General features: G+C 27.9%; 21 protein-coding genes. 6 read left to right on the top strand and 15 right to left on the bottom strand.

Going from position 1 to position 17,551, the window contains the following annotated elements:
- Nucleotides 1–20: 20 nt before the first annotated feature.
- From ACTG48_RS02105 to ACTG48_RS02065, 9 genes are all read right to left on the bottom strand, one after another.
- Nucleotides 21–1,043 carry a LacI family DNA-binding transcriptional regulator gene (locus tag ACTG48_RS02105; RefSeq protein WP_479917983.1) on the bottom strand — a complete coding sequence of 341 codons (1,023 nt, stop codon included), beginning with the start codon at nucleotides 1,041–1,043 and terminating at the stop codon, nucleotides 21–23.
- A 219-nt stretch (nucleotides 1,044–1,262) separates the two neighbouring features.
- A complete protein-coding gene (bioB, locus tag ACTG48_RS02100) occupies nucleotides 1,263–2,240 on the bottom strand; it encodes a biotin synthase BioB (RefSeq protein ID WP_479917982.1) in 978 nt (325 codons plus the stop codon).
- A gap of 208 nt (nucleotides 2,241–2,448) precedes the next feature.
- Nucleotides 2,449–2,712 (bottom strand): hypothetical protein, encoded by a 264-nt coding sequence (locus tag ACTG48_RS02095; protein WP_021382847.1) that lies wholly within the window; start codon nucleotides 2,710–2,712, stop codon nucleotides 2,449–2,451.
- A 69-nt stretch (nucleotides 2,713–2,781) separates the two neighbouring features.
- Complete coding sequence (locus ACTG48_RS02090; RefSeq protein WP_479917981.1) at nucleotides 2,782–3,855, bottom strand: DUF362 domain-containing protein; 1,074 nt, start codon at nucleotides 3,853–3,855, stop codon at nucleotides 2,782–2,784.
- 498 nt (nucleotides 3,856–4,353) lie between these two features.
- Nucleotides 4,354–5,112: an ABC transporter permease gene (locus ACTG48_RS02085; protein WP_479917980.1), complete on the bottom strand. Its 759-nt coding sequence runs from the start codon at nucleotides 5,110–5,112 to the stop codon at nucleotides 4,354–4,356.
- The gene (locus ACTG48_RS02080; RefSeq protein WP_021382865.1) at nucleotides 5,109–6,029 is read right to left on the bottom strand and encodes an ABC transporter ATP-binding protein; all 921 of its coding nucleotides are present in this window, start codon (nucleotides 6,027–6,029) and stop codon (nucleotides 5,109–5,111) included. Before ACTG48_RS02080 ends, ACTG48_RS02085 begins: the two co-directional genes overlap by 4 nt.
- A complete protein-coding gene (locus tag ACTG48_RS02075) occupies nucleotides 6,026–6,226 on the bottom strand; it encodes a PLD nuclease N-terminal domain-containing protein (RefSeq protein WP_021382852.1) in 201 nt (66 codons plus the stop codon). The genes ACTG48_RS02080 and ACTG48_RS02075 overlap by 4 nt, the downstream gene beginning before the upstream one ends.
- Before the next feature lie 4 nt (nucleotides 6,227–6,230).
- On the bottom strand, nucleotides 6,231–7,325 hold the full coding sequence (locus tag ACTG48_RS02070) for a helix-turn-helix domain-containing protein (protein ID WP_479917979.1): 1,095 nt from the start codon (nucleotides 7,323–7,325) through the stop codon (nucleotides 6,231–6,233).
- Nucleotides 7,326–7,548: 223 nt separating this feature from the next.
- Nucleotides 7,549–7,983, bottom strand: a complete 435-nt coding sequence (locus ACTG48_RS02065; protein WP_479917978.1) for a helix-turn-helix domain-containing protein — start codon at nucleotides 7,981–7,983, stop codon at nucleotides 7,549–7,551.
- A gap of 317 nt (nucleotides 7,984–8,300) precedes the next feature.
- Here ACTG48_RS02065 and ACTG48_RS02060 point away from each other — a divergent pair, with 317 nt between their 5' ends.
- The 4 genes from ACTG48_RS02060 to ACTG48_RS02045 all read left to right on the top strand — a co-directional run bounded on the left by ACTG48_RS02060 (nucleotide 8,301) and on the right by ACTG48_RS02045 (nucleotide 11,344).
- Nucleotides 8,301–8,867 (top strand): sugar O-acetyltransferase, encoded by a 567-nt coding sequence (locus ACTG48_RS02060; protein WP_479917977.1) that lies wholly within the window; start codon nucleotides 8,301–8,303, stop codon nucleotides 8,865–8,867.
- A gap of 213 nt (nucleotides 8,868–9,080) precedes the next feature.
- Nucleotides 9,081–9,392 carry a DUF6442 family protein gene (locus tag ACTG48_RS02055; RefSeq protein ID WP_479917976.1) on the top strand — a complete coding sequence of 104 codons (312 nt, stop codon included), beginning with the start codon at nucleotides 9,081–9,083 and terminating at the stop codon, nucleotides 9,390–9,392.
- 4 nt (nucleotides 9,393–9,396) lie between these two features.
- Nucleotides 9,397–9,606: a helix-turn-helix transcriptional regulator gene (locus ACTG48_RS02050; RefSeq protein ID WP_021382875.1), complete on the top strand. Its 210-nt coding sequence runs from the start codon at nucleotides 9,397–9,399 to the stop codon at nucleotides 9,604–9,606.
- A 367-nt stretch (nucleotides 9,607–9,973) separates the two neighbouring features.
- Nucleotides 9,974–11,344: an MATE family efflux transporter gene (locus tag ACTG48_RS02045; protein WP_479917975.1), complete on the top strand. Its 1,371-nt coding sequence runs from the start codon at nucleotides 9,974–9,976 to the stop codon at nucleotides 11,342–11,344.
- Between the two features lie 116 nt (nucleotides 11,345–11,460).
- Here the strand turns inward: ACTG48_RS02045 and ACTG48_RS02040 are convergent, their stop codons facing one another.
- Both ACTG48_RS02040 and ACTG48_RS02035 read right to left on the bottom strand, forming a co-directional pair.
- Nucleotides 11,461–11,667, bottom strand: a complete 207-nt coding sequence (locus ACTG48_RS02040; protein ID WP_479917974.1) for a hypothetical protein — start codon at nucleotides 11,665–11,667, stop codon at nucleotides 11,461–11,463.
- 407 nt (nucleotides 11,668–12,074) lie between these two features.
- Nucleotides 12,075–12,470, bottom strand: a complete 396-nt coding sequence (locus ACTG48_RS02035; RefSeq protein WP_021382848.1) for a pyridoxamine 5'-phosphate oxidase family protein — start codon at nucleotides 12,468–12,470, stop codon at nucleotides 12,075–12,077.
- A 140-nt stretch (nucleotides 12,471–12,610) separates the two neighbouring features.
- On the opposite strand from ACTG48_RS02035, the gene ACTG48_RS02030 reads away from it, so the two are divergent.
- The gene (locus ACTG48_RS02030; protein WP_479917973.1) at nucleotides 12,611–13,003 is read left to right on the top strand and encodes a winged helix-turn-helix transcriptional regulator; all 393 of its coding nucleotides are present in this window, start codon (nucleotides 12,611–12,613) and stop codon (nucleotides 13,001–13,003) included.
- 100 nt (nucleotides 13,004–13,103) lie between these two features.
- Here ACTG48_RS02030 and ACTG48_RS02025 read toward each other — a convergent pair whose 3' ends face one another.
- The gene (locus ACTG48_RS02025) at nucleotides 13,104–14,069 is read right to left on the bottom strand and encodes an aldo/keto reductase (protein ID WP_479917972.1); all 966 of its coding nucleotides are present in this window, start codon (nucleotides 14,067–14,069) and stop codon (nucleotides 13,104–13,106) included.
- Nucleotides 14,070–14,193: 124 nt separating this feature from the next.
- Here ACTG48_RS02025 and ACTG48_RS02020 point away from each other — a divergent pair, with 124 nt between their 5' ends.
- Nucleotides 14,194–14,802, top strand: a complete 609-nt coding sequence (locus ACTG48_RS02020; protein ID WP_479917971.1) for a TetR/AcrR family transcriptional regulator — start codon at nucleotides 14,194–14,196, stop codon at nucleotides 14,800–14,802.
- 126 nt (nucleotides 14,803–14,928) lie between these two features.
- Here the strand turns inward: ACTG48_RS02020 and ACTG48_RS02015 are convergent, their stop codons facing one another.
- From ACTG48_RS02015 to splB, 3 genes are all read right to left on the bottom strand, one after another.
- Nucleotides 14,929–15,345 carry a DUF3788 domain-containing protein gene (locus tag ACTG48_RS02015; protein WP_479917970.1) on the bottom strand — a complete coding sequence of 139 codons (417 nt, stop codon included), beginning with the start codon at nucleotides 15,343–15,345 and terminating at the stop codon, nucleotides 14,929–14,931.
- A gap of 14 nt (nucleotides 15,346–15,359) precedes the next feature.
- Nucleotides 15,360–16,271, bottom strand: a complete 912-nt coding sequence (locus tag ACTG48_RS02010) for an AraC family transcriptional regulator (protein WP_479917969.1) — start codon at nucleotides 16,269–16,271, stop codon at nucleotides 15,360–15,362.
- A 183-nt stretch (nucleotides 16,272–16,454) separates the two neighbouring features.
- Entirely contained in the window at nucleotides 16,455–17,477 is a 1,023-nt protein-coding gene (gene splB, locus ACTG48_RS02005; RefSeq protein ID WP_021382830.1) for a spore photoproduct lyase, read from the bottom strand.
- Nucleotides 17,478–17,551 lie beyond the last annotated feature (74 nt).

Here is a 17,551-nt window from a genome sequence, read left to right as displayed (position 1 = left end):
TATTTATGTCTTTCATGCTGTTATTCATTATCTTTTGTTGAATCTCTTATAACTAGTTCTGGCTTAAAAATTAACTCATCAAATGATTCTTTTTTCTCTCCTCTTAAACAATTTATCAGTATTTCACTAGCCTTGTATCCTATGTCATAAGATGGCTGTCTCACTGTTGTAAGAGAGGGACTTATTAGACTAGATGTTTGGATATCATCAAATCCTACAACATTTACATCATTTGGTATATTTAATCCTCTTTCCTTAAGCCCTCTTATAACGCCTATTGCAATCAAATCATTTGCACAAAATATTGAATCAAAATCTATCTTTTCTAGATTTTTTATGAATTCTTGTCCCCATTCAATTTTATATTTTCCTTCAAACACATAATCAGAGTTATAATTTAAATCACGCTCAATTAGAGCCTTTTTATATCCTTCTAATCTATCTACTGCTATTTCATTTTGAAGTGGACCACTTAGGTATATTATTTTCTTACTTCCAATATCTAATAAATGTTTTGTAGCTATATATGCGCCTTCAAAGTTGTTTATTTTAACTATTCCTTTTAAAGTCTCTTTGTTCATACTTATTTTTTTATCAATTAATACTGTTGGTATTTTTATGTCTTTATAATTTGCCTCTTTCCAGTTTGTATTTGAAGAAGCTGCAAATATAATTCCATCTATCATTCTCTCTGATAATGTTCTTATCCCTTCATATTCTTTTTTAGCATCTTCATCTGTATTACATAAGATTATGTTGTAACCTTCTTCATTAGCTTTATCTTCTACGCCTCTTGATACATCTGTAAAAAATGGATTTCGTATATCTGGTATAAGAAGCCCTATAGTATTAGTTTTTTTAGTTACTAGACTTTGTGCTAATTTATTTGGTACATAATTTTTTTCTTTCATTATTTTCAAAATTTTTTCTCTTGTTGCTTTACTTATATTTTCATCTTTATTATTAATGACTTTTGACACAGTTGTTTTAGAAACACCAGCCAATTCGCCAATTTCTTTTATAGTAATACTCAAGAAGTTCACCCCCATAGTTTAGGAAACCGTTTTACTTAACCGGTTACCTAGATATTAGCACATCCTTTTTTCCTTTGCAACTATTTTATATAAATTTTGATATTTTTCTCATTTTTCGGAATACTGCAATTTATAATTCAATTTTAATATTTTAATTAATATGCAAAAAAAAATTAATATACTTTTATTATTATTTAAAAGTATACTAATTAATTTAAGTAATCTTTATCAAAATTCAAGTCCTTGTTCTATAATCATTTTTTTATCATTTTCAATACCATTTCCGACAGTTGTTAAATAATCACCTACAATTGCAGAATTTACACCACCATTAAATCCAACTTTGTCATATCCTTTTAATGATAACCTTCCACCAGCATATCTTATGTATGTATTGGGAATTATGAACCTAAATACTGCTGTCGTTTTTAATATTTCCATTGGTTCTAATACATTATAATTTTCCATAGGAGTATTCTTAATAGGATTTAAAATGTTTATTGGGATTGATTTTACATTTAATTCTCGTATTTCAAAAGCCATTTTTAGTCTTTGTTCTTTACTTTCATTCATTCCTATTATTCCACCTACACATACATCTAATCCAGCCTTTTTAGCATCTTCAATTGTTCTTATTCTATCTTTATAGGTATGCGTTGTACATATATTATAAAAATTATCTTTTGATGTTTCAACATTATGGTGATATGTAGTCACACCTGCTGATTTTAGCTTTTTAGCTTGTTCATAATCTATAATACCTAAAGATGCACATAATTTTAAATTAGTATTTTCTCTCAATCCTTCATAAATATTTAAAATATCATTAAACTCTTTTCCTGTCATACCTTTACCACTTGTAACCAAAGAGAATCTATGTACTCCTTTACTTTCCATTTCTTTAGCTCTCTTTAAAATCTCATTATAATCTAGCAATGAATATTCTTCTATCCCAGTTTTATAATGAGATGATTGTGCACAAAATTTACAGTCTTCACTACATTTGCCAGACTTAGCATTCATTATTGTACATAAATCTACTTTTCTTCCCATAAAATATTCTCTTATTTCATTTGCAGATTTTAATAAGATATCAAAATTGTTTTTGTTATTAGTGTCAATACTTATTAAATTAAGAGCTTCTTCATAATTTATTTCTTTTCCACTTAATATTTTATTTTTTAATTTGACTATGTATTTTTCCATATATCCTCCTATTTGTCAACTTATATTTTTTATATAGTTTACTTATTATATATAGTATTACATAGACAATATTTATTGGTCAACTTTATTTTATATATAGGTTTACTATTACGCAAAAAAAATACTGTTCTAAAATAGTATTTGTATAATATCTTATACGTATCATTATTAAAACAGTATTTTTTATTAAAGAATCATTCTTATTAATTTATAAAACTATTCTTGTCTTAACTCCATCCAAGCTTTCCATTGTAACAACCTCTAAGCCTTCATACTCTCTAAATAGCCATTTTAAATCCTTCATAGCTTGATTAACCTGACTTTTTGTTAGATTATTTATAAAATATTCTTTTCTAGTTTCCTCATACTCTTTGCTAGTTAAAAAGTTTCTTAGAAAATTAAATGCAAATACACTTGGGATATTGTTTACATTAGCTTTCTTGCTATTTTCTTTCTCATAGTAAATTTTCATAAATGCATACTCCTTTGATACTTTTAAATTTCTCTTACAATAATTATATGCATCTAAGTCCTACTATTCTTATAATTTTATTAATTCATATTCTTTATTTCCCATTCCCATTTCACATGCATAGTCTATTATTCTAGTTCCATTTACATGAGGATGCTCATGTTTGAACACATCATGACCCATTTCCTTACAAATCAAATCATAACATGCTTGTTCAATAGCTACAGGGTCTGTTGATGCTAATATTCCTATATCATGTGCAATCGGTCTACCTGACCAAGGTACACAGTCACAAAGTGGAGTTACATTCATAACAAAAGTTATATATCCTACCTTATCTTTTTTATTTGATACTGCTCCATAAGCGTATTCTGCCATCTTTTCAACAAACACATCTGAGTCACTTTCCCATTGTATAGTTACTGCTCTAGTTGGACAGACAGTTGGACATTCTCCACATCCATAACATACATCAGAATCTATAATTGCCTTCTTATCTACTATACTTATAGCTTTTGTAGGACAAGAATTAACACACTTTCCACAACCTATACACTTCTTCTCCTTTACTACTGGAGTAACATCAGAATGTTGCATTTGCTTTCCTGCTGCACTTGCACATCCCATAGCTAAATTTTTTAATGCTCCTCCAAAACCTGCTGCTTCATGACCTTTAAAATGACTCATTACTATCATTGCAGAAGAATTATAAATTTCTCCACCTATTTTCACACTTTCAAAATGTTTTTTATCTATTTGTACATTTTCATAATTTCTACTATACAATCCATCTGCAATTATTACTGGTGCATTTACCACTGCATAAGCAAAACCATTTTCTATAGCTGTTGTAAGATGGTCTACAGAATTTGTTCTACTTCCTGTATATAATGTATTTGTATCTGTTAAAAATGGCTTTCCTTCGCAATCTTTAATCTTATCAACCACTTGTCTAACTGCTACAGGACTCATATATGTAGTATTTCCTTTTTCTCCAAAGTGAAGTTTGATTGCTACTTGGTCATTCTTTCCTATTAAATCTTTGAATCCTGCTATATCAAATAATCTTCTTACATTGTTTGGCACATTTTTATTTTGCGAATTTGAGTATAAGTCACAAAAATATACTTTTGACTTTTCCATATCTACACCCCTTTAAAATATTTAATTAAATTAATTTTATCACTTTTAAAGTGATTTTTTAGTATATTTTACCACATTTAAAGATTCTTATCTTTATTTAATAAAACAATATTATTTTAACTCCTTACTACATTGTTTTAACTCTTTACTAGTTTAGGCTCTATATACTTATAGCATATCTTAAATAACTGATAATCACTAGATTATAATCTATCTCCTTTTTTATTTTTAAACAGTTACTTAAGGTAATAATTTAATTATTATAAGATATAATGAGTACGACTAAAACAAAAAAAGAGGCTGTCTCAAAAGAGAGATAAACCCTTTTTTCATTGTTGAAATGATGAAAATATATTTGATTTCACACAAAGAAGAGCGCCTCATGAACTAAAAAGTTCATTTTGAGACACCCCCTTTTTTACTTAGATATATTCTTATACATTACTAAGTATATTTTTACACAATACAGTGCTATTTGCATTTATAATAAAGATATCATTAAACTGGTTTTTTATTAAATAAAATAACAGCTGATAACAGACACACTATTGAAATAATGATTGTTACAATGATTGGAATAATAAATTCTGGAGCTGTCACTTTCCCTGAAATCAAATCTATATTTTTTGATAATATGAAATTAGGGGTATAAGGTGCAACCTGTTTAGGAATAGAAATTAAACTCAAAGCAATAGTTACTACTAATACAAGTAATACACTTGCAAATGCTGGTCTAAATAGTACACAGCCAAGAATTAATATAGTAATATACATAATACCAATTATCCATAAGTTAAATGCTGAAAATACAACATGATTAAGATTTGCAGTTGGCCAAAAATACATTGTATAACCATAAGTACATAAAAAGCTCAACCAGAAACCAATGGTCATAATAATTACTGCAATAGAAAATTTAGACAATACTACAGACGAACGTGACAATCCTTTAGTCAACATAATGACAAGTGTTCCTTTAGAATATTCGTTTGATAAAATATTGCAAAAAATAATTAGAGTTAAACTCATTCCAAGACCAGAAATATTGCTAGAAAACTGTGTCCAAGAATCTAAAGCAGTTGGTAGAGCAGTAACTTTTAAAGTTGGGGCAAAATGAGCAATCAAATCTGGCATAAATTTAGCAGAAAGAGGACTCATTATTCCAAATATCAAAAATAAAATAATTAGACTAAATAATTTATAATTTCTTACGTTCTCTACAAATTCTTTTTTTGTAAATGCTATGTATTCTCTCACTTTACTACCTCCAAAAATAAATTTTCAAGTGACAATTCTATTAATTCCATCTTTATTGGACAAAGATTCATTTCTGCAAGTGTAGATATAACTGTTTGTTGTATTGATTTTATATCTTTACCATGGAAAATAATTTCCATATTAGTCTCTTCTGAATCTTTAAGTAAGGATTTAATACTACTACTAGACTTAAATGCTTGGATTTCATCATCACTTGAAAACTCCAATAAAAGTCTATCTTTTCCATGCATACTTTTTATTTCTGAAAGTGTACCACTAAGAGCGATGCTTCCGTTATTTAATATAGCAACATGGTCACAAATTCTTTCAACATCTGACAGTATGTGTGTTGAAAATATTACAGTTGTTGAGTCTTTGATTTTAAGCATAATATCTAATATTTCTTTTCTACCAACAGGGTCAAGTGCACTTGTTGGTTCATCACAAATAAGTAATTTAGGGCGTGAAAGTAATGCTTGAGCTATCCCAAGACGTTGTTTCATTCCACGAGAAAATCCACCTATTCGTTTCTTTTCATTTCCAAGTCCCACGAGTGACAACAACTCTTCACTTCTTAACTTTATTTCTTGTTTTGAAAGCCCTGTAATTTCTCCACAAAGAGAAAGATATTCAAGTGGTCTCATATAGTTATAAAACTCTGGAACATCAGGTAGATAACCTACATGTCGATTAGAACTTGTTCTTCCATATGTCACTTTCTCACCACAAACATTTATAGTTCCACTATCTGCTTCAAGTAACCCAAGTACCATTTTCATGGTTGTAGTCTTGCCTGCACCATTCTTACCTACAAAGCCAAAGACTGACCCTTCTGGTACAGTAAAATTTAGATTATCTATTATCTTTCGATTACCAAAACTTTTTGATAACCCATTTATTGAAACAATATTCATCATTCATCACCTCTTCCTATGGTAAAGTATAAAATTGGACCTATTATACTGATAAATAGTACTAAAAGAATCCATATTGCCTTATTCCCAATTTTATAATTTGGATGTTTTATTATATGAATAAGTGCAGTAACTACAAGTATTAAATTTAAAATAATAACAGGAAGCAAAAGTGGTAAATATTCCATTAAATTTTCCATAATTTTATTCCTCCAATAAAGATAATTTTTCTATAAGAAATCTGTATTCTTTGTTCTCATTTAATACAGAGAACATAGGATTGTTCTTAATAGCAGCAACAATACCTGCCTTTACAATTGTATCATCACGTGTAATACCTGTTCCAATCTCAGAAATCCAGCCATCGATATGATTAAAAAAGTCATCACTATGTAGCATAATTGGATATATATCACTCATTGCCAAATCTACATATCTTTGTAATGACTTAATAGCTCCTTTAGTATTTCCATGTATTAAGTTCATTTGTATCTGTGTCAAATATACAGAAAACATAATGCCAGGAGATAATGCATCAAGGTCAAATATATCTGAAATTATTAAAATACGTCTTTCTATTTCTTCAATTTGTGATTTATCTGAGTTTTGCAGGAGTCCCACTAAATCTTGAACTAACAACGTAAGATTCTGATATGCTCCTATCTGTAACGTTTCATTAGCTTCATTAGTTTGACCATTCATCATTTGTCCCTGTGCAAGAAGTATGCTTTCATTTACCATGGGAAAATTACTATCTTGAAATAAATCAATAACTTCTATAGGTTGATTTAACAAGATATAACAGGTTGCCTCCATACCTTTTGATTGACGACAAATTTCTATATCATCACTTGTTTCTCGTATTCGAATAAAAATTTCTAATGCTTCACTAATTAATAGTTCACGTTTTTCTTCATCTACAAGGTCATAATGATTAATTATCAAAACACCCATCTGATAAATCAAAGGAAAGCATGAATAATATTTTTTTATGGTTTCTCGTATTTCATCCATAACTTCGTCAAATGGTTTAACAGTAAAATCTTTACACAATCGCTGATATAGTTTATTAATATCTTCCTTAATCATTTGTGGCTCGTAACAAATTAATTCATCAACTGTAATGTTGAAATATGTCGCGAGTTGTGGCAAAAAAGTGATATCAGGATAGCTTTGCCCAGTTTCCCATTTAGATACAGAAGCTTTAGAGATACCTATATAATTTGCAAGTTCATCTTGTGTAATTCCTTTTTCTTTACGCTTTAAAATCAGTGTTTTTGCAATGTTTAATTCATTCATATCAACGCCTCCTTTGTATAATTATATCCTTAAATCCATGAACCTAACAAGCGATTTAAAGTTGACTTTTGATGAAAAAATCAACCATAGAGAAACAAATAAGCAGATATCTTAGATACCTGCTTAAATATATTTTAAAATTCAATTTATATATTTTTTATTTATTCCAATTATTTCCACATTTTTATACAAAACCATAGATGAATATATCCAAATATAGTTTTTATTTATCATGCCTTTTAAATGTCTTGTATAAAATATCTTTTAATATAAGTACATTATTCTCATTGCTCATCTTGTATTCTTTTTCAAATCTTGAATATAATTCTTCAATAGCTATTTGATACTTTTCTATCCCCTCTATATCAACATATGCTTCTAAAATAGGATACTTAGAGCTCCATGCTTTTGTCCAGTCAACATCCTTACTAATATTATCAGTTATATCTTTAGAGCATAAATTACTTTCATCAATTATGTAATCATAAGTAATATCAAATAGCTTTGATATATTTTTTATATTTTCTAAATCTGGCTTAGCTTGTCCTAATTCCCACTTACTAATTGTTTGTCTAGATACATTTAGCCTTTCTGCCAACAACTCTTGAGAATAATTATATTTCTTTCTTAGTTTTGTAATCTTGTCTCCTAAATTCATATATTAAGCCCCTTTCAATTTAAAATAATTATATTTCAATTATAAAGTATTAAACTCAACTGTTCTACAAAATAAGGTTTGAAATATGTAAACTTTAGTTTACATACATAATGAAACATTCTATATGGACAAGACTAATATTAATGTTTAATTACAGTTTTTAATAAGACTCAATTATTTATTCTTAAATAATATAAAAAAGGCTTGTGTTGTAGTTAACTCCAAGTAGTATACTCTATTTAAGAGTTGAGTAAATATAATGAGTTTTACGTAGAGATATTGTACAGTTTGTAAGTAAAATCGATAGGAGGAAATTTATGAGTAATATAGATATATTTGAGAGAGACAAATCTGGCGAAGTAATTTCAGATTCTGACCCAGATATGGATAAAATAAGATATGTAATAGAAAGAGCTAAAAAAATAACTGCTGAGCTAAATAACTCGTATCATACTAAAAAAGAAATAAGAAAATTATTTTCTAAACTTACAGGTGTTGAAGTTGATGAAAGCTTATATTTAATACCACCATTTTACACAGACTTTGGAAAGAATATAAGAGTTGGAAAGAATGTATTTATTAATCATGCCTGTACATTTATGGATAGAGGTGGTATTACGATTGAAGATGATGTACTTATTGGACCTAAAGTAAATCTTATAACAATAAATCATCCTTTAGAACCATCTGATAGACATTCCACCGTGTCTACACCTATAGTTATAAAGAAGAATGCTTGGTTAGGAGCAGGAGCAATGATTATGCCTGGTATTACAATAGGTGAAAATGCTGTTGTTTCAGCAGGAGCAGTAGTTACAAAAGATGTCCCTCCAAATACTGTGGTTGCAGGTGTCCCTGCTAAGATAATAAAGAATATATGTTAGATTCTAAGTAGAAATTTAACTATTGGATTAATAGAATATTATTATAGTGTTTCAATAAAAAAAGACATTCTTAATTAAATTAAGAATGTCTTTTTTTATTGATTAATATCATATTTATGCCAAGTTTTATTGTCAAAGTTCTTGACAAGTAAACTTGGCATGATATAATTAAAGTACCAAGTAAACTTGGCATCCAATTAGGAGGTGTCTCATATGAATAAAGAAGAAATTTTAAGTAAGAGTCGTCAATCTAATAAAGATGAAGGATTAGAGTATATTGAAAATAAGGGCAGAAAAATAGGATATTTAATTTTCATATGTGTCTGCTTTTTCATTGGAATATTTAATGCCTTTATTGGACAAAAAAACGATGCAATAGTTGCTTTATTTTGGACATTTGGATTTGCTGAAAATATAGTAAAATACCAATTCACACATGAAAAAAAGAATTTAATTTGGGCTATTATTTTCTTAATTTCAACTATCTTCTCATTGACTAATTTTGTTTTATCATCGTTGAGGTAAGCATATGAATGAAGAATTAATATTAAAAAATCACTTAAAAATAGCAAGAACAGAGAAAAAATTATCTCAAAGTCAACTAGCTGAAATGGTAGGCGTATCAAGAAATACTATTAGTTCAATAGAAACAGGTCAATTTAATCCAACAGCAAAATTAGCACTTATTTTATGTATAGCTCTAGATAAAAAATTTGAAGATTTATTTTACTTTGAATAAAATCTATTGTAGCCATAAAGTATAAAATAAAGTGTAGTCATTGTATATTTTATTAACTTCCAAAATTTAAAATAAAAAGATTTAAATAAATAAAACAAAAAGAGTAAATAATTAGATATTTATTATCTTATCACTTTACTCTTTTATTTATTTTAAAGTCTCATTCATCTCTTTAATACCCTATATTCCATATTTATTAGAGCCTCTTCTGTTTAAAAAAAACTCAATTTTAAGTCTATATATTACCCAAATACAGCGCAATTATACAGGTACCTTAATAATTGCCTTGCAATTTTAATAAGGTACCTGTATAATATATTTCATAAGGTACCTTAGTATTATAAATTATATTATTTAGGAGGGTAACATGGAAAATGAAAAATCAAACATTAAATATTTAAAAGAAGAACCAATAAAAAAAACTATTCTTTATTTATCTATCCCTATGATGATAGGAATGTCAGCAGGGACTATTTATAATGTAATCAATGCCTACTTCATAGGATTAGTTCATGACACAGCTATGCTTAGTGCAATAACATTAGGACTACCTATATTTACAATTCTAATGGCTTTTGGAAATATGTTTGGTGTTGGTGGTAGTACATTCATAACTAGGCTAATCGCACAAAATAATAGTGATGAAGCTAAGAAAATTGCTGGATATACTTTCTATGCAAGTATTATAACAGGTTTATTGATAGGTCTACTTGGCTACTTATTAATGAATCCAATTGTTAAATTATTAGGTTCTGACATGGCTACATTTGAATATACAAAACAATATGCAATTACACTATTTGTTGGTGGATTTTCTATTATATTGAACTTCTCACTTGAACAAATAGTAAGGTCTGAAGGTGCATCAAAAGAATCTATGTATGGTATGTTTGTAAGTGTAATAGTTAGTATCATATTAGATGTTTTATTTATACTGGTTCTTAATATGCACGTATATGGTGCTGCATTATCAATGGTGCTTTCTAATATTGCTTCTAGTGCTTATTATGTTTGGTATTTAAATGTTAAAAGTGAAAACCTTAGAGGATTTTTACATTACATGAAAATCAGCATAAACAGTCAAGTTGAAATATATAAAGTTGGTGTATCCCAATTAATCCAATGCTCTTTCTTAATTGTGACTACACTGTTATCCAATAATTACTCTATGCAATATGGAAATAACATAGTTGCTAGTTTTGGTATAGCACTTAGAATTGCTCAAATTCCAGAATTCTTTGTTATGGGTATTGTTTTAGGTGTAATGCCACTTATAGCATATAATTTTTCTAATAAGAATATACCTCGTTTAAAAGAAAGCATAAAGTATTCTGCTTTATTCATATTTGTAATCGCAGTTGTATTTTCAGGAGTTGTTTATATATTTAGAACTCAAGTAATACAAACATTCTCAGTTGATACATCAGTTATTGAAATAGGAACGTATGTATTGGTAGCTATGCTAGTATCTGCCTTATTCAATGGAGTTACATCTTTATTTATGACAATATATCAAGCATCAGGAAAAGGCATTGAAACAGGTATAATGTCTATAAGCCAAGGTGGATTGTATATACCTATAGTAATATTTCTTAATTATTTTTATGGACTTGATGGATTGATATGGTCTATGACAGTAACAGAAATTATAACATTTTTAATAGGTGCAGTTTTATATATCCCTTATAGTATAAAACTTAAAAAGGCATCAACTAAAAATAAAGTAAGTCTTATATAAGATTTGCTTTATTTTTAGTTTTAATATTAGTCAATACAAATTATTTTATTATATGTAATTATTAATAGCTTACTGAACCTCCCATGACTAAAGTCACAAGTGCGCATAACTATTTTTTAATCAATTTTATCAAAAATAACAGTCTTTTCTTTTAAAGAGATTTTTCCTACTTGGTATCCATATTCATTTAATTCTTTTTTATATTTTAAAAACGAATGGTCTATCTCTATTCCTGCAATATCCTTTATTTCTTTAAAAGTTAATTTAAATGATTGATTACCATTTTTCTTGACATATTCCCATAGTGAACTATATTTGCTCATTTTATATCACTCCTTTTAAAATTATATCTTATCTATTAATTTATATTCTATCACTATTAATTTAGAAAATCATGCTACTTATTATTTATATATAAAAATATATAAATAATAAGTAGCAATTTTTTATAATCATCATATTTTCTTCATATTGAAGAAAAATCATTTGTAGTTAAAATATTTTTTAAAAGGAAGTCTACTGAATCATAAAATAAATTTTAATTGTTCTTATTTCTATTATGTAATTATTCAAAACAATATATATCATGGTCGAAATACAAATCTAATAACTAAAAATTTTTACACATTTATTACTTAAAAATCTTTTTTATTGAATTTAAGTTAAATTTATCAACATTTCAGTAGTAACGTTTTCTTCATTTTCACTATAGATATCGATTCCATTATAATTAAAGCTCTACATCAATCTTTTTCCCACTCATTGAACAACAACTAACTTTTGCCTTATCAATAGAGAATATTTCAAATTTGCCATCTCCTACAGAGTACATCTGACCTAAACTTGGCATTATTTCAAGTGCCTTAGCTTGTGTTTCTTTTGATGTAACGAATACTGCTTCACCCAAAATACGTAGAGTATTAAGTTTTTGGTCTATACAGCAAAGCTCAAGCTTTGGATTAAAAATAAGTTGCTTAAACATATCTTTTTGATTAGATGTGCAAAATGTAAGTTTGCCATCATACTCCATAACAAATCCTAGAGGACGCACATGTGCCTGATTGTTCTCATCAGCTGTTGCTAAATAATAAACTCCTGCTTTGTTCAAAAATTCTAATACTTTCATAATTTTTACACCCCTTTTAAATACTTGTATTAAGGATTATCCTTTGATATAATTTTAATATAAAATACAGAAAAAACAAGTATGCAGTTTTTTCTGATAAAGTATAAAAAAGATACTACTATAAATAAGGAGTAATTATAATGAGTTTAGATAATGAAAAGAATATGGCTACAAATATTGAAGAATTAACCTGTCCAATACGTTATGCTTTAGATATTGTTGGTGGTAAGTGGAAATTACCTATTATATGTATGTTGGCAGTTGATAATCCTATTAGATATAGTAGCATAAAAAGAAAATTAGATGGAATTACAAACACTATGTTAGCTCAATCATTAAAGGATTTAGAATCTGATGGTATTGTTCATCGTAAACAATATAATGAAATCCCTCCAAAAGTTGAATATACATTGACAAGTAAAGGTAAAAGTATTGTGCCTATTTTACAACAATTTGCTAATTGGGGAGCCATAAATATGCAGGAAAAAAGCATATGTGGACTTAATTGTAAAGAGTGTCGAAAAATAAAGTAAATTGAAGTTTATTAGATTATTTGCAACTTATATATTGGTTTATTTAACTGAGTGTAAAAAGCCACCCTGTGAAAGAGTGGCTTAAAAATTAAATACTACCCTACCTAACTACCTTACCATTCTTAAACCTCATATTTGGAAAACTTGCACCTAAAATTTTATTCTTGTCTATAGCATTTTCAATTCTTCTTATATTCTCATCGCTCAATTTAATATCTTTAGCTTTTAAAGAGTCCTCTAATGTGACCCTTCTTGATGCTCCAACTAAAGTTATAATATCATCACCTTTTGATAAAACCCATGCAAGAGCTATTTGTGGAATAGTAGCTTCTTTTTCATTTGCTATTTCTCTTAAATTCTCTACAAGTTCAAGATTTCTATCTATATTTTCATCAGAGAATAAAGGTATCCATTTATATCTTTGAGCATTAGATTTTGAGCATACTCCACTTAAAAGACCATGAGCAAGAGCCCCAAAAGCAACAACCCCTACTCCTAATTCTCTAGCAGTTGGTAATATATTTTTTTCTATATCTCTATTAAATAAAGAATACTCCGTTTCTATAAGGCTTATATGGTGAACCTTATTAGCTCTTCTTAAAATCTCTTCATCAACTTGAGTAATACCTATATGTTTTATATATCCTTCTTTTACTAAGTCAGAAATAGCTCCAATAGTCTCTTCTACTGGTATTGCTAAATCTATCCTTGCAGGCTGATAAAGGTCTATGTAATCTAGATTTAATCTCTTAAGAGTCTGTGCTACATGATTTTTTATATTAAAAGGATTGACATCAAGACCATACATTTGACCATTAGGTGCAACAAGAGCCCCCATTTTTACAGATACAAAAGCCTCTTCTCTTTTTCTGCCCTTAAGAGCTTCACCTATTATCATTTCACTTTGACCTGCTCCATAAAAATCAGCTGTGTTTAACATATTGATACCACTATCTAAAGCTTCATGTATTGTAGCTATATTTTCAGCTTTATTATCAAGGTGTATCATACCTCCACAACCTAGTCCAAGTTTATAAAGTTCTAAATTATCGTTTTTGTATCTCATTGTAAAACCTCCCAATATAACTTAAATATTATTTTAGTACATTCGTACTTTACTTGACATTGTAGTACGAATGTACTAAAATGTCAAATAAATGTTATCATAAATTTTTATTGGAGGATTCAATATGGCAAAACAGACAAAAGTGGATATTTTAATTAAAGCTCGTGACTTATTTAATGAATATGGCTATAACAATGTATCTATGAGAAATGTTGCTGATGCTTTGGGAATGAGTGTAGGTAACTTAACTTATTATTTTAAAAAAAAGGAAGATTTAATTGAAGAAGTTGTTGAATACAAACACAAAAACTATAAAAAAATAGACATGCCTAAATCATTACAGGATTTAAATAATTTATTTTTAAATTCACTAAACATTCAAAATGAGAATGCATACTATTTTAAGCATTATGACCAGTTATCTCAAATAAGCCCTAAAATATATAGATTTCAGCTTGATTTTATAAAGGAACTTAAGCAGTTTTTAAAAGAAAGTTTCATCAATCTGCAAAACTCTAATTTAATTCAGGAATGTAATATTCCTAACCAAATAGAAAATATTATTGAATGTATTTTAACAATACTTATATATAAACCAGTTGGTACTAAAGAACTTGATGAACATGACAGTATAGAAAGTACTCTAAACTGTTTATGGAGTATTATTTTTATGTCTCTTACTGATAGAGGAAAAAATATATATTTAAAATCTATATCAAGTCAGTTTAAATAATAATTGATAAATTAAATCTATATAATATTATGAAAAATTAATATACAAAAGCTTCTTTAGTTTCTATAAGTTATGAAAAATTAATATGCAAACAGGATGAGGATATAAATCATCCTGTTTTATATCCTAGGCTCTAAATTTAATTAGTTCAAGTGTATCATTCAATATAGATATATTATCTATTTGAATCATTAACCACTTACTGCCATTAAAAAAATTTATTTCGTTGTATATTTGTTTAATATAATCACAACAAGTATTGATAAATAAATCGACTTCTACTCTATTACTCTCATTTACAATAACCAAAGCTTTAAAAGAACCTTCTTGTGGGTATAAAGTACATAATGATTTACCTCTTTTTTTGTACTTTATATTCCAACCTCTTTGCATTGAACATTTACTATATTCAAGTTTAGGCTCTACATTATAAGTTGAAGTCAAGATGTTGTTTAGCTTGTCCCATAATGGGCTATTGATAAATGTTTTGATTTGCTCAAGTGTTGGTTTATTATCTTGAAAAAACATATCTTGCCACTCCATATTCATCACCCTTTCTATTGTCCAATAGACACTGGAATAGTCCAATGTTCCATATATGCCACTTCAGGTGTAGTAGGATAATACATTTCAATCGCAAAATCAGTGGCTATTAAATTATGATTCTTCATCCATCTTTCCATAAACTTATCTGCTTTAAAAACAGCTGAATCAACTAACTCATTAAAATTTTCTGCTTCAAATCCACATACTAAATACTCTTTAACTGGTAACTCAAAAGTACTGTATCCTTCCACCAATGTACCTGGCTCCACTTCTATCCCTGCCATATACATACAATTTCCTTCTTTTGCATTTCTCATATAAAGAGCAGCAAATTCATTTCCATCTGGGATTTTATTTGGTATATTATGTTTTTGATTTCCAAGTTCCATCCATAATTCCTTTGCTGTTGCGATACCAGTTGTTTCACCTCCCATTAATTGACAAATAGGTATTTCTCCCTCTATTCCAATAAAAGTCCTTGGATTACTCAATTTTCTGCGAGTTACTTCAATTACTATATCATCTGCAATTAATGGCACGCCTTCATCAACCATAATGTAATTTAAAATTAATTCTGGCTTAACAAAGTGATTGAGTTTTACTGGATTTGCTCTATATTCTTCTGGAGTTAATCCATATGCTTTTTTAAAAGCACGTGTAAACGTCTCATGGCTTTCAAATCCAAAACTTAAGGCTACATCAAGTATACGATTCTTATGTTCTGCTAAATGTTCAGAAGCTTTTGCAAGACGACGAAGTTTTATATACTCCATTACGGTTTTGTTTACTAATCTTTTAAATAGTCTTTGATAATAAAATGGTGATAAGTTTGCCTCATTTGCTAGTTTACTAATTGATATTTCTTCTGATAACTTTTCTTCTATTAAGTCTAATGTGATTTGAATAGATTCCCATGCATGCAAGTTATAAGTACCTCCTAATATTTTTATTAATCTTATACCTTTATATTATCAAAACTAAAAAAAATGTTCTTGATATACAATGCCCTTTTTAATTTTTTATATAATAGTACTGAGTTTTATCACTTTTTAAGCAAATAAAATACATATAAACATAAAATATAGCAAATCTTATCTAAAGATTTGCTATATTATATATTTTATTAAACTATTTTCAAATACTTCATTTATCTCCTTATGAAAAAAATCTTTCATATCATCTATTTGTTCTTTATCATACACATACTTGCCATATCCAAATTGACCATATTTAAACTTTCTATCTTCATTTTCCATTGGCAACAATGTGTCTGGATAAATTTCTAATATTCTATTCTTCGCTTTAGTAGTATATCTATGAGATATAACTTCAAATATAATTTTTCTATCAAAATCCTTTGGTAAAGCTTCTTTTATGTTTCTAATAAGACTTCTATATTCTTCTTTCCAACCTTCATATAGAAACACAGGTGCTATTATAAAACCAATCTGATAGCCAGCTTTAGCAAGTTTTACAGCTGATTCTATTCTTTTATTAGCAGATGCTGTATAATGCTCATGTCCATCTATAATTCTAGGAGTGTTTATACTGAATCGTATTTCTGTATGATTATTATGTTTGGCATCCAATAAGCTGTCTACATCACTGTATTTAGTAACAAATCTAAATCTTCCTTTTTCTTCTCTTCCAAAAAATTCTATTGTTTTTTTCAATGAATTAGTATATGGTTCTACTGGAACTGGGTCTGATGTAGCTGCACCTTCAAATATAGTAACTTGTGGTTTTCTATCTTCAATATATTTCTTTGTTTGTTCAAGTATTTCATCTATATTTACAAATACCCTTATAAAGGGTTTATCACCTAATTGTGTGTTTAAATAACAATATTCACATCTTCCCATACATCCACTAACAAGTGGTAGTTGATAATTAGCAGAAGGTTTACATGTTTGAAACTTCATACTTTTCCTAATCCCAACTACCATGGTCTGTTTTCCACTTCTGTATTGTTCATATAGATTTTCACCTGGAATATGTTCCTTAATTCTATTTGAGGATATATTAATTATCTCTACATCTTTTTTATCTTTAAACTTATCATATATATTTTTACCGACATCAGTATCTAAGGTACCTTTTTCGAATATTATTCTTTTGGGATTAAACATTTATTTCACCTCTACTTAAAGTTTTTAAATTGAAGATTTTTATAAAATATTACTTAGTTAATCTTCCCTTTTTT

The sequence above is a fragment of the Clostridioides sp. LIBA-6822 genome (assembly GCF_056688955.1).
Note: the sequence above shows the minus strand (reverse complement) of the source record. Positions and strands in the feature narration are given on the sequence as shown.